We start from the raw sequence: 12,588 nt of genomic DNA on the forward strand, positions 1-12,588 counted from the left end.
CCTGGATGGTGACGGCGTAGGGCTCGCCCAGGCGTTCCACGGCCTTGAAGGAGACCACGGACAGCCCCGCCGCGCTTGCCGCGCCGGGCACCGCCAGGAAATAGGCCTGACGCCCGGTCAGCCCCTCGTCCAGCGCGCCGCCGTAAGCCTTCAGTTCTTCCCCAAGATCCGCCATGCCTTTGCGCTCCGTTGTCAGCCTGATAAAGCCTGCTGCAAGGACAACGCGTCGTGCGACGCGTGCCTTGCGCGCCGCACGATAAACGGATTCTCAGGGGGTGGAAATGCTTTGGCTGGGGTAACTCAGGGGCGTTTGATCAAGGCTCAATCGCCATGCAGATTCAGGGTTCTTCTATATCTCTAGCCCGCCGTGCATGCTAGCGGGCGCGAAAGATCATCGTGCTACTTCTTGAGCCGATAGAGCACCTGCAGGATCACGAGCCCGAACAGCGTGCCGACCACGGCCGTGCTTTCGCGGCCGAGGCCGCAAGCCACGCCGATGGCGGCCACGGTCCAGATGCTGGCGGCCGTAGTCAGGCCCTGGATGTTTTCCTCGCTGTTGAGCTTGATGATGGCGCCCGCGCCCAGGAAGCCGATGCCGGACGCCACGCCCTGAAGCACSCGGCTCATGTCCGCGACCTCCATGCCCGCCATCAGCGGCACGAGCACGAACAGCGCCGATCCCAGCGCCACGAGCATGTGCGTGCGCAAGCCGGCGGCCTTGCCGGCCGCTTCCCGCTCGAACCCGATCAGCCCGCCCAGCACGATCGCGAGCGTGAGCCGCGTGAGAATGCGGGTCAGTTCCGCGACATCGGGGATATCGGCRAATTCCGAACGCAGCGTGCTGTAGACCTCTCCCCAGATCCCATCCATGGCAGGCTCTCCGTGATCGTCTTGCGGGGAGGCTAGCATGCAGGGCGCTGCGCGCGCAGTCGGGCGCCGGCTGACAGCGGAAGTGCCGAGGTCAGCCCAAATTCAGCGCAGGCGCAGCGGCTCGAGCAGCGCGGCGTCGTATTGGGCGCGCGAGATCCGGCCGAGTTCCATCATCCGCAGCAGGATATAGGTCTGSCGCTGGCGCGCCCGGCGCGGGTTGACCACGGGATTGTTGGCCGATGGCGCCTTGGGCAGGCCGGCCAGCATCGCGCATTCGGCCAGCGTGAGCTGGGCSACGGGCTTGGCGAAGTAGGTCTGGGCGGCCTCGTCGAAGCCATAGGCGCCCTGGCCCAGGTAGATCTTGTTCAGATAGATCTCAAGGATCTCGTCCTTGGTCAGCGCGCGCTCGATTCGGTAGGCCATCAGCACTTCGTAGAGCTTGCGCGTGTAGGTCTTCTGGCGCGACAGGAAGAAGTTGCGCGCCACCTGCATGGTGATGGTGGACGCCCCTTGGGAGAGGTCGTCCGAGAGATTGGCGATGCCGGCCCGCATCACGCCGACGTAGTCCACGCCGTCATGGAGATAGAAKCGGTCATCCTCGATGGCCACCACCGCCTCGCGCAGCGCCGGCGGGAACTGGCGTAGCTCGACATAGTCCGGCGTCTTGCGGAAGGCGGTCAGGGAGTCGAGCGACGGAAGCTGGCGGTCGGCCACCAGTACCGCGAAGGCGATGAGCAACGCACCGCCGAGTACGGCGAGCAGGACGAGTTTGACGAAGGCGGACCAGAGGCGTTGCATGGCGCATATTTTGCCATGGGTCCGATGACGATTCGGAAATTGCCGATCGCCCGCCTTAATTCGAGCACGGGTTTCGTGATGGGGGCGTCTTGTTGGCGGGGACGGCGGTCAGACCCAGCCGAGCCAGCGCCAGTACGTGGCCGCGAACAGCAGCATCAGGCCATAGCCGATGATCGTCAGCGGAATGCCCACGCGGGCGAACTGTCGGCCGTTGAARGTGTCCGTGCCGAGGCAGACCATGTTCTGCGGCGCGTTGATCGGCAGGATGAAGCCGAAGCTGACCGTGAAGCCGAGCAGCATGGTCATGCCGACCTTGTTGATGTCGCCCGGCAGCGTCTGGAGCACAGAGATCAGGATGGGCAGCAGCGCGGCGGTCAGCGCGGTGGCGCTGGCGAACCCCAGATGGATCAGGATCAGGAACGCGGACAGCACCGCGAAGACCATCAGCACGCCATGGTCGGCAAGGCCGGAATGCGTGACCACGAACTTGCCGAGCCACTGGCCGGCCTGCGTGGTCAGCAGCGCGGTGCCAAGGCTGATGCCGACGCCGAACACGATCAGCGTGCCCCACGGCGTGCGCGCCTGCATGGTCTTCCAGTCCATCACGCCAAAGCGCGGCAGCATCAGGATCACCAGGCCGACGAAGGTGATCGTCGCGGTGTCGAAGCTGTGCAGCTTGCCCTCGGTCGCCCAGAACACCAGCAGGCCGATGGCGACGGCGGCGAGACGTTTCTGCGGGCCGGTCATCGRCCCGAGCGCGGCCAGTTCGCGCTGCACGGCTTCCTTGCCGCCGGCAATCGCATCGGTTTCRGGCGGCAGCAGCCAGCGCACGAGGAAATAGAGCACCGCCGACATGAYGAGCGCCCACGGCGCGCCGGCGATCAGCCATTGCAGCCAGGTCACGCGCTCCCCGAGCAGCTTGTCCATGAAGCCGGCGGTCAGCAGGTTCTGCGCGGCGGCGGTCTGGATACCGACGTTCCACACGCTGGTGGCCATCGCCACCATGATCATGATGCCGGCGGCGGTATTGGACTTCTTGTCCACGCCGAACGCGGCAATCACGCCCATCATGATCGGCACCGTGCAGGCGCTRCGCGCGGTGGCGCTGGGTACGACCAGGCTGAGGATGATCGTGACCGCGATGGTGCCGATGAGGATGCGGCGCGTGCTGGTGCCGATGGCGGAGAGCGTGACCAGCGCGATGCGCCGGTCGAGTCCCGTCACGGTCATCGCAGCCGAGATGAACAGCGCGGCCGCCACCAGCGCGAGCGCCGTGTTCGAGAAGCCGGCCAGCGCCATGCCCAGCGCGCGCGAGGTGCCGTAGTTGACCGTGGAATCGGCCACCGTCGGCGCGAAGCCRATCAGGCCCGCCATCAGCGAGGTGATCATGATCGCGCTGGTCTCGTAGGTCACCGCCTCGGTGATCCACACGACCACGGCGAAGGCGAGGATGGCGAGCATGCGCTGCCCCGCGATGGGAAGCCCTTCGGGCGTAGGTATCAGGAGTACCGCGGCGAGCACGGCGAGGGCGAGGTACAAGCCCCAGTGGAGGGTCACCTTGGGGGTGACGGGCGCCGACATGGCGGCGGCAGGTGCAGCAGAGATATGCGAGTCAGGCATCTTGACTTCCTAAGTGGATGAGCCTGTCGACGCGGTCGTCACGCAGGGTCGCCGCGGTCGACCCACGCATTATGAGAAGCGTGCCTGCCCATGCCAAGGCACCGCGTCAGCGCGATTTGTCCAGGATCAAGCCTCTGCAAGATCAGGCATCGGGGGCGACACACGGTGCGTCACGGCGGCGCAACGGATTGCGGACATTGGGCGATTCCCGATGGCGCCGCGTGTCCTCGATCTGAAATAATTGGGGACGATGTTGAAAACCCTTCGATCACCCTTAACCGGACACCGACATGGTGACTCACMCAACACACATCCGTCCGTGCCTGCCGCTGGAGACGATCAGCAACGCACGTGACCTCGGTGGCCTCGTCGGCGCGCATGGGCGCCGCGTGCGTCACGGCAAGCTCTTTCGCAGCGGCAATCCGGCGCTGGCCAGCGTGGCGGACCTGGATCGCCTGCATGCGCTGGGCCTCGACATGGTCATCGACTTTCGCTCGGCCGGCGAGAAGTCCCCGCAGGAGGCCGCCTTCGGTGAGCGCTTCCGCTGGATTCCCGTGCCGGTGCTGGAGGGCAGCATGGCGATGGACGTGCTGATGCCACGTCTGCGTGACAGCACGCCGGCGCAGGTCCACGCCTTYATGGTCGATGTCTACCGCGATTTCCCGGTGCGCTATCGCGACGCGTTCGGCGGCTTCCTGCGCAATGCGGAGACAGGCGGCACGCTGTACTACCACTGCACGGCCGGCAAGGACCGCACCGGCTTTGCGTCGCTGCTGCTGCTGTCCGCGCTTGGCGTGGCGCGGGACGACATCGTCGCCAACTACCTCGAGTCCAACCACTGGAACCGCCGCTTCAACGAGGCGATCCTCGCGCGAACCGAGGCGCTGGGCGTGCCGCCCGACGTCATCATGCCGTTGCTCGAGGTGCGGCCGGAATACCTGGAGGCGTCGATCGCCGCCATCGAGCAGGCGCACGGCGGCCTGGAGGCTTATCTGGCCGATGGTCTTGGCGTCGATATCGACCGCCTGCGCGGCCACTATCTCGAAGCCTGAGCCCGGCCGCCGCCGCTACTACAGTCCGCCGCGYTCGCGCAGGATGCGCGCGGTGGAGAGCGCAATCATGCCTTCCTCGTCGGTCGGCAGCACCAGCACGGGCACGCGGCTGTCGTCGCGGCTCACGCGCTGGGTGTTGGCGRCATTGGCCTGCTCGTCAAGGCGGATGCCGAACAGCCCGTCGAGGTAGGCGCAGATGCGCGCACGCACCTCGGCGGAGTTCGCACCGATGCCTGCCGTGAACACCAGCGTATCGAGCCCGCCCAGCGTGACGGCCAGCTTGCCGATCTCCTGCGCGGCGCGATAGGCGTAGAAGTTCACCGCCAGTACGGCGCGCGGCTCGTTGCTGGCCAGCAGCACGCGCATGTCGCTGCTGATGCCGGAAATCCCCTTGAGCCCCGACTGGCCGTACAGCATGGCCTGGATCGCATCGGCTTCCATGCCTTGCGCGGCGAGCCACAGCACCGCGCCCGGATCGATATTGCCGCAGCGCGTGCCCATCGGCATGCCATCCAGCGCGGTCAGTCCCATTGTCGATTCCACACTCCGGCCCTCSCGCATCGCGCAGAGGCTGGCGCCGTTGCCAAGATGCGCCACGATGACACGGCYTTCGGCGAGGTCCGGCGCCACCTGCCGCAGCCGGCGCGCGATATACGCATAAGACAGCCCGTGGAAGCCATAGCGGCGGATGCCGCGCTCGTAGTACTCGTACGGCAGCGCCATCAACTGCGCGAGCGGGTCGTGGCCGGCGTGGAAGGCGGTGTCGAAGCAGGCCACCTGCAGCAGCTCCGGCACGGCGGCGCGCACCGCACGGATCGCGGTCAGGTTATGCGGCTGGTGGAGCGGGGCGAGCGGGACGAGGGCCTCCAGCCGCTCGATCACGTTGTCGTCGATCGCCACCGCATCGGCGAAGTCTGCGCCGCCATGCACCACGCGATGGCCGACCGCCACCGGTGGCGTATCGCGCAGGCCCACGCTCAGCGTCAGCCGAATCAGGCGGAAGGCGGCATCGTGGTCGGCCACCTGCTCCACGGGAAACTGCTCATCGGCCACGACGCGGCCGTCGGCCATGCGCGCGGTCAGGCGCGGCGCCACGCCGATGCCCTCGATCTGCCCGTGCGCGGCCAGTTCGGGCTGGATATCGACATTGTGATGCGCCGACTCGGGCACCACGTAGATGGAAACCTTCACGCTCGATGACCCGGCGTTGACAACGAGGATCACGGGATGGACGGTACTCAAGATGATTCTCCTGGCGACTGTCTTGGCGCTGGCATCGCGCTCAGGCGGGCACGGCGGCGGCGGTGCGGCGCGCATGCGCAAGCAACACGGCGATGGCGCAACTGCCGATGCGCGCGCGCACGCTGTCGGCACGGCTCGTCAGGATGATCGGCACCCGTGCGCCCAGCACGATGCCGGCGGCCTCGGCGCCGGCCAGGAAGGTGAGCTGCTTGGCGAGCATGTTGCCGGCCTCGAGGTCGGGCACGAGCAGGATGTCGGGGTCGCCGGCCACCTCGGAGTGGATGCCCTTGGTGTCCGCTGCGGCCTTGCTGATCGCGTTGTCGAAGGCCAGCGGGCCGTCGAGGATGCCGCCTTCGATCTGGCCGCGCCGGCTCATCATGCAGAGCGCYGCCGCGTCGATGGTCGACGGAATCTTGTCGGTGACGGTTTCCACGGCGGAGAGGATCGCCACCTTGGGCGTCTCGATGCCGAGCACGCGCACCAGGTCGATGGCGTTGCGGACGATGTCGGCCTTCTCGTTCAGCGTGGGGAARATGTTGACCGCCGCGTCGGTGATGAACAGCGGCTTGTGATAGGTGGGCACGTCCATCGCAAACACGTGCGAGAGRCGCCGGCCCGTGCGCAGGCCGCTCGCCGAACTGGCCACCGCGTGCATCAGCTCGTCGCTGTGCAGGCTGCCCTTCATCAGCAGTTCGGCCTCACCGGCACGCACCGCTTCCACGGCACGCGCGGCGGCGGCGTGGCTGTGCGGGACGTCGAGGATGCGGGTGCCTTCCAGCGACAGCCCGTGTTCCGCCGCGACATGGCGGATGCGGACTTCGGGGCCGACCAGCAGCGGCACGATCAGGCCGAGCCGAGCCGCCTCGAGCGCGCCATCGAGCGAACTGTAGTCGCACGGATGGGCCACGGCGGTGGGAATCGGCGGCAGGCCCGCGCAGCGCGCGAGCAGCATGGCGTACTTGTCGCCGGTCGGCGGCAACGCGGACGGGTCCAACGTAGGTGTGAGCATGGGCAGCGTTCCCTGGAACCAATATTCTGGAGTCGGGCAGGCATCCCCCGGGGGCCAAGGATGCTGCATTGCGCAAACGGCATCTGCGAGTATAGGTCGGGCGACGATGACACGCCAGCGTCATATCCGGCGCGGAAATTGCACGAATCTGCGCCATCGGTTGTCTTCGTCCGCCGAGGCTGGTAGATTTTTACTTGCTGCATCGCAACAGGCGCCTAGTACGCCGCTGCGACCCGTCTGACCACCTCCACACCTTCCCAGAGGGGAGAATCGGAATGAATGCACGCCAACCCGCCGGGAGCGGTCCCGCTGCCGCGCAAGATGAATCCGCATCGCCTCCGCCGTTCCCAGATCTCTCGGCAATCTCCGCTTACGCTGCCCATCCCCTGGCCCAGGCCGCCTGGGAGTATGGCGTCGACGCCTGGCAGCGCAGCATCCTCTTCCTCGACATCCTGCGCCGGCGCGGTAACGAGACGGCCGAGCACGAGCGCGGTGGCATGCCGCCCGTGCTGGTGTTCGAACATGAATTGCTGATGGACGGGCGCACGATGCCCAAGCCCGTCAATTACGCGCTGCTGCGCATCGTCCCGCCGGAGGCCAATCCGACCGATCCCGACAAGCGCCCCTTCGTGGTGATGGACCCGCGCGCGGGCCATGGCCCCGGCATCGGCGGCTTCAAGGCCGACAGTGAAATCGGCAACGCCATCCGTGGCGGCCATCCGTGCTACTTCATCACCTTCTTCCGCGATCCCTGCCCGGGGCAGACCATCGAGGACGTGGCGCGGCTCGAAGCCACCTTCCTGCTAGCGGTGGCCGAGCGCCATCCGAACGCGCCGGGCAAGCCGTTCGTGGTCGGCAACTGCCAGGCCGGCTGGGCGCTGCTGATCCTGGCCGCCGCCGCGCCCGACGTGACCGGCCCGATCCTGCTGGCCGGCGCGCCCGTGGCGTACTGGGCCGGCGTGCGCGGCAAGAATCCGATGCGCTACAGCGGCGGCCTGCTCGGCGGCTCGTGGCTCTCCTCGCTGGCCGCCGACATGGGTAACGGCCGCTTCGACGGCGCGTGGCTGGTGCAGAACTTCGAGAAGCTCAACCCGGCCAACGCGCTCTGGGAAAAGCTCTACAACGTCTACGCCAAGGCCGATACGGAAGGCCCGCGCTTCCTTGAGTTCGAGCGCTGGTGGGGCGGCCACTTCCTGATGAACCGCGAGGAGATCGACTGGATCGTCCAGAACCTGTTCGTCGGCAACCACTTGACCGCCGGTGAGATCCACAGCGCCGATGGCGAGACCGTGATCGACCTGCGCAACGTGCGCTCGCCCGTGATCGTATTCGCGTCCTGGGGCGACAACATCACGCCGCCCCAGCAGGCGCTGAACTGGATCCCCGATCTCTACGCCAACGTGGACGAGATCGTGGCCAACCAGCAGACCATCGTCTACTGCCTGCATCCGTCGATTGGCCACCTCGGCATCTTCGTCTCGGCCAGCGTGGCCAACCGCGAGCACACCGAGCTGTTCTGCGCRCTCGACCTGATCGACGTGCTGCCGCCCGGTCTCTATGAAGCGAAGATCGAGGACGTGGCGCCGGGGACCTCSCACCGCGACCTGATCGAGGGCCGCTACCTGGTCCGCTTCGAGCGCCGCACCATCGACGATATTCTCGCGCTCGACGATGGTCGAGACGACGAGCGCCCGTTCGAGGTGGTGCGCCGCGTGGCCGAGATCAACCAGCATCTGTACGACACCTATGCGTCGCCGTTCGTCCGCGCCGCCGCCACCGAAGTCACGGCCGAGGCGATCCGCGAGACCCATCCCTCGCGCATGGAGCGCAAGCTCGCCAGYGACACCAATCCGCTGATGGCCTGGGTCGGCGCGCTGGCGCCGATGGTGCGCGAGCATCGCCAGCCGGTTTCGGCCGACAACCCGTTCATGGCGATGCAGACGGCGATGTCCGACCAGATCGTCACGATGCTGAACCAGTACCGCGACGTGCGCGATGCCTGGCAGGAGCAGTGGTTCGAATCGCTCTACGCCACGCCTTGGCTGCCGGCGATGCTCGGCATGGAGACCACGGCGCGGCGCGCGGAGTCGCCGGCCATCCACGCGCTRCGCGCGGAGGTGGCCGAACTGCGCAAGCGCGAGGCGCTGGCGCACGTGGGCGAGGGCACCGCGCTCGACGCCTTCACGCGCATCCTGGCCTACGTGACGGAGGGSAAGTCCGCCATCGAGGAGCGGCCGTTCAACCTGCTGCGCAAGCTCGCGCGCGAGAACCCGCCGGAGAAGCGCGTGACGCTGGCGCAGTTCAAGGACGCGGTCTGGCGCCAGAGCTATGTGGTGAGCCTCGATGCCGCYGCGGCGCTGCAGGCGCTGCCGGCGCTGGTGCCGGACATGAAGGAGCGCCGCCGCGTGATGGTGCTCGCGCATCGYGTRCTGACCGTGGGCGGGCCGCTCGATGACGACTGGCTGGCGCGCTATCGCCAGGTGGCCGCCGTGCTCGGCGCGGACCACAGCAGCCCGGCCACGCGCGACGCCGAGGCCGGTGCGGCCACCGATTCYGCCACCTGAGGAGGGCCGCGCCATGGTGCAGGTACCCAATCCGCCGCTGGCCGGCGCCCGTGTGCTGGTGGTGGGCGTGGCCAATGAAGACTCGATCGCCTGGGGCTGCGCGCGCGCGTTCCGCGAGCTGGGCGCCGAGATCGCCATGACTTACCTCAACGACAAGGCGCATCCGCACGTGGCGCCGCTGGCGGCGCAGGTCGCCGCCCCAATCTTCATGCCGCTGAACGTGGAGGACGAGACGCAGATGACTGCGCTGTTCGCGCGCATCGCCGAGGACTGGGGCCGGCTGGACGCCGTGGTGCATTCGGTGGCCTTCGCACCGAAGGCGGACCTCCAGGGCGGGCTGCTCAATTCKTCSGCCGAGGGCTTCGCCCGGGCCATGGAYGTCTCGTGCCACTCGTTCATCCGCATGGCGCGCCGCGCGGTGCCGCTGATGACCGAAGGCGGCACGCTGTTCGCGATGAGCTACGACGGCGCCAACCGCGTGGTGCCGAACTACAACCTGATGGGGCCGGTGAAGGCCGCGCTCGAGGCCAGCTGCCGCTACCTCGCGCACGAGYTGGGGCCGCAGGGCATCCGCGTGCAYGCGATSTCGCCRGGGCCGCTGAAGACGCGCGCGGCTTCGGGGCTCAAGGACTTCGACCTGCTGCTCGCGGAGGCCGCCGGCCGCGCGCCGCTCGGCGAACTGGTCGACATCATGGACGTGGGCTTCGCCACGGCCTACCTGGCGACGCCCTACGCGCGCCGGCTGTCCGGCAACACGGTCTACGTGGACGGTGGCGTGCACATCATGGCGTAGCGCGGCGGCGCAAGACTTTGGTAACCAGGAGAGGCTGTAATGCAGGTACTGATCCGTGGGCTGCATCGGGATGTGACCGAGGACATGCTGCGGGACAAGCTCAAGGGCTACGCGCCCGTGAACTCGGTGGAACTGGTGCGCGATGGCGATCCCAATCACCCGTGGGCCTGGGTGGACCTGGCGGTGGACCCCTTCACCGCATGGCGCCTGCTGCGCCAGCTCGACAAGCAATACTTCGCCGGCAGCGTGATGCGCTGGTACATCCCGGCGCACCAGAGCTGAGGAGGATGGCGGGGAGGGCGGGGAGGTCGCCGGGGGCACCGCTTCGCAGTACCATAGCCGCACCTCGGCAACCGTACACCTCCACATGCTAGAACTCCAAGGCGCCATCTGGTTTCGCGCCGGCACGCAGGACTGGGGCGGACGCGACCGCATCGCGCTGCTGGCCGCCATTGGCGAGCGTGGCTCGATCACCGCCGCCGCGCGCGCGGTGGGCATCAGCTACAAGGCCGCGTGGGACGCCATCGACGCCATGAACAACAGCGCCGGCGAGCCGCTGGTCTCGCGCGCCGCGGGCGGCAAGGGCGGCGGCGGCACGCGGCTGACCGAACGCGCCGAGCGGCTGATCCGCACCTACCGGGCGATGGAAACCGAGCACGCCCGCTTCGTCGCCTATCTCGACAAGCTGGGCGGGGCGATTTCCGACGCCAATCCCGATGACATCCACCTGATGAGGCGCCTYATGATCCAGACCAGTGCCCGCAACAAGCTGTTCGGCCGCGTGGCYGCCGTGCGCAGTGGCGCAGTCAATGACGAAGTCACGCTGACGCTCTCGGGCGGCCAGCAGGTAGTGTCGACGATTACCCACGAGAGCGTCGAGACGCTGGGCCTGGCGCCCGGCGCCGAGGCGTTCGCGCTGGTCAAGGCGTCGTCGGTGCTGATCGGGCTGCCCGATCCGGGCATGCGGCTGTCCGCCCGCAACCAGTTGCCGGGCGTGGTGGCCCGCGTGGTGCCGGGCGCCGTCAATGCCGAGATCGTGCTGGACCTCGACGGCGGCGGCACCGTGGCGGCCATCATCACCAATGGGTCGCTGGCGGATCTGGGGCTGAAAGAGGGCGTCCGCGCCCTGGCGATCTTCAAGGCCTCCAGCGTGATCCTTGGGACGATGGCCTGACTAGATGGCGTGCGCGGGCTGCTGCGGAGCGTAGACCGGCGGATGCTGCCTGCCGCGCCCGCCGCCGTGGATGCGGCCGTCGCGGATCTCCAGCACATGGTCGCCCAGTATTTCCACGTCCTTCGGGTCGTGCGAGATGACGACCATCGGCACGTCCAGGCTCTCCTGCAGCGCGCGCAGCTCGGCGCGCATCCGCGTGCGCAGCGCAGGGTCCAGGGCCGAGAACGGCTCGTCCAGCAGGACGATRTCCGGCTGCGCCACCAGCGCGCGTGCCAGCGCCACGCGCTGCTTCTGTCCCCCTGAAATCTGGATCGGATACTGGTTGACGATCTCGCGCAGCCCGAAGGCATCCACCCAGCGCGCAGCCTCGGGCGGCAGCGCGCGGCGCGCCGGGTTGCGCCAGCCCTGGCGGAGCCCGAAGGCGATGTTCTGCGCCACGGTCAGGTGCGGGAACAGCGCGTAGTCCTGGAACAGGTAGGCCACGCGGCGCTCCTGCGGGCGCACATCCACGCCGGTCTCGCTGTCGAACARCACGCGGCCGTTCAGGACGATGCGACCGCTGTCGGGCGCCAGCAGCCCGGCAATCGCGCGCAGCGTCAGGCTCTTGCCGGCGCCGGACGGGCCGAACATGGCGATGCGCCGGCTGTCGGAATCGAAGTCGATGTCGAGCGCGAACTGGCGGTCAGCCGTGACAATGCGCTTGCGGATGGTGACGTGCATGCTCATGRCGATCTCACCGTCAGCGCGTGGCCGGGCCGCGCCGGAAGCGGCGCCGCTCGTAACTATCGCCAAGGCCGCGCGCGGCCGGCGGCACCAGCCGGCCGGCAATCACCAGCAGCACCACGCAGGTGACCGACGTCACCAACACCAGCAGGTTGGCGGTGTTGTCGTCGCCAGCCTGCACCGCCTCGTAGATGGCCACGGACAGCGTCTGGGTGCGGCCCGGCAGGTTGCCGGCGATCATCAGCGTGGCGCCGAACTCGCCCAGCGCGCGCGCGAAGGCCAGCAGCACGCCGGCCACGATGCCGCGCAGCGCCAGCGGCAGCGTCACCCGGAAGAAGATCCCGGTCTCGGACACGCCCAGCACCCGGGCGGCGTTCTCAAGCTGGTGATCCACGCCCTCGAAGGCAGCCCGCGCGGACTTCAGCACCAGCGGGAACGCCACCACCGTGGAGGCCAGCACCGCGCCCTGCCACGTGAAGACCAGCGTGATGCCGATCGATTCGAGCCAGGCGCCGAACACGCCGCGCCGGCCCACCAGCACCAGCAGGTAGTAGCCGAGCACGGTGGGCGGCAGCACCAGCGGCAGGGTCAGGATCGCATCGACGACATCCCGCGCCGACGAGCGCCAGCGCGCGATGCCATACGCCGCCGCCACGCCCAGCACGGCGTTGAGCAGCGTCGCCCATCCCGCCACCTTGAGCGAGAGCAGGAGCGGGGTCCAGATGCCATCCATGACGATGTGG

12 protein-coding genes are annotated in these 12,588 nt (G+C 68.1%); 5 read left to right on the forward strand and 7 right to left on the reverse strand.

From position 1 onward, the window contains the following. Positions 1-399: 399 nt before the first annotated feature. The 3 genes from AB4Z27_RS11515 to AB4Z27_RS11525 all read right to left on the reverse strand — a co-directional run bounded on the left by AB4Z27_RS11515 (position 400) and on the right by AB4Z27_RS11525 (position 3,288). Positions 400-870 (reverse strand): MgtC/SapB family protein, encoded by a 471-nt coding sequence (locus tag AB4Z27_RS11515; RefSeq protein ID WP_092298156.1) that lies wholly within the window; start codon positions 868-870, stop codon positions 400-402. Positions 871-972: 102 nt separating this feature from the next. Further along, positions 973-1,668: a transglycosylase domain-containing protein gene (locus AB4Z27_RS11520; protein WP_441591815.1), complete on the reverse strand. Its 696-nt coding sequence runs from the start codon at positions 1,666-1,668 to the stop codon at positions 973-975. A gap of 108 nt (positions 1,669-1,776) precedes the next feature. Continuing rightward, complete coding sequence (locus tag AB4Z27_RS11525) at positions 1,777-3,288, reverse strand: DASS family sodium-coupled anion symporter (RefSeq protein ID WP_441644504.1); 1,512 nt, start codon at positions 3,286-3,288, stop codon at positions 1,777-1,779. Between the two features lie 290 nt (positions 3,289-3,578). On the opposite strand from AB4Z27_RS11525, the gene AB4Z27_RS11530 reads away from it, so the two are divergent. After that, on the forward strand, positions 3,579-4,340 hold the full coding sequence (locus AB4Z27_RS11530; protein WP_441644505.1) for a tyrosine-protein phosphatase: 762 nt from the start codon (positions 3,579-3,581) through the stop codon (positions 4,338-4,340). Between the two features lie 18 nt (positions 4,341-4,358). On the opposite strand, the gene AB4Z27_RS11535 is transcribed toward AB4Z27_RS11530, so the two are convergent. Both AB4Z27_RS11535 and AB4Z27_RS11540 read right to left on the reverse strand, forming a co-directional pair. Then, entirely contained in the window at positions 4,359-5,582 is a 1,224-nt protein-coding gene (locus AB4Z27_RS11535) for an acetate/propionate family kinase (protein WP_441644506.1), read from the reverse strand. A gap of 40 nt (positions 5,583-5,622) precedes the next feature. Next, positions 5,623-6,591, reverse strand: coding sequence for a phosphate acetyltransferase (locus AB4Z27_RS11540; protein ID WP_092298171.1), 969 nt, complete (start codon positions 6,589-6,591; stop codon positions 5,623-5,625). A 275-nt stretch (positions 6,592-6,866) separates the two neighbouring features. Here AB4Z27_RS11540 and AB4Z27_RS11545 point away from each other — a divergent pair, with 275 nt between their 5' ends. The 4 genes from AB4Z27_RS11545 (at position 6,867) to AB4Z27_RS11560 (ending at position 11,122) form a co-directional block, all read left to right on the forward strand. After that, the gene (locus tag AB4Z27_RS11545) at positions 6,867-9,155 is read left to right on the forward strand and encodes a DUF3141 domain-containing protein (RefSeq protein ID WP_441644507.1); all 2,289 of its coding nucleotides are present in this window, start codon (positions 6,867-6,869) and stop codon (positions 9,153-9,155) included. A gap of 13 nt (positions 9,156-9,168) precedes the next feature. Further along, positions 9,169-9,948, forward strand: coding sequence for an enoyl-ACP reductase FabI (gene fabI / locus AB4Z27_RS11550; RefSeq protein ID WP_441644508.1), 780 nt, complete (start codon positions 9,169-9,171; stop codon positions 9,946-9,948). Between the two features lie 39 nt (positions 9,949-9,987). Continuing rightward, positions 9,988-10,230, forward strand: coding sequence for an RNA-binding protein (locus AB4Z27_RS11555; protein WP_092298180.1), 243 nt, complete (start codon positions 9,988-9,990; stop codon positions 10,228-10,230). 85 nt (positions 10,231-10,315) lie between these two features. Then, complete coding sequence (locus tag AB4Z27_RS11560; protein ID WP_441644509.1) at positions 10,316-11,122, forward strand: TOBE domain-containing protein; 807 nt, start codon at positions 10,316-10,318, stop codon at positions 11,120-11,122. On the opposite strand, the gene AB4Z27_RS11565 is transcribed toward AB4Z27_RS11560, so the two are convergent. Together AB4Z27_RS11565 and modB are read right to left on the reverse strand one after the other, a co-directional pair. Further along, positions 11,123-11,848, reverse strand: coding sequence for an ATP-binding cassette domain-containing protein (locus AB4Z27_RS11565; protein WP_441644510.1), 726 nt, complete (start codon positions 11,846-11,848; stop codon positions 11,123-11,125). 13 nt (positions 11,849-11,861) lie between these two features. Further along, positions 11,862-12,578: a molybdate ABC transporter permease subunit gene (modB, locus tag AB4Z27_RS11570; protein WP_441591826.1), complete on the reverse strand. Its 717-nt coding sequence runs from the start codon at positions 12,576-12,578 to the stop codon at positions 11,862-11,864. Between the last annotated feature and the right edge of the window lie 10 nt (positions 12,579-12,588).

The sequence above is a fragment of the Cupriavidus sp. KB_39 genome (assembly GCF_052114485.1).
Lineage (GTDB): Bacteria > Pseudomonadota > Gammaproteobacteria > Burkholderiales > Burkholderiaceae > Cupriavidus.

Excerpts from the sequence above, each read along its gene's own strand:
- AB4Z27_RS11555 (WP_092298180.1), top strand. The coding sequence starts at position 9,988 with ATGCAGGTACTGATCCGTGGGCTGCATCGGGATGTGACCGAGGACATG.
- modB (WP_441591826.1), bottom strand. The coding sequence starts at position 12,578 with ATGGATGGCATCTGGACCCCGCTCCTGCTCTCGCTCAAGGTGGCGGGA.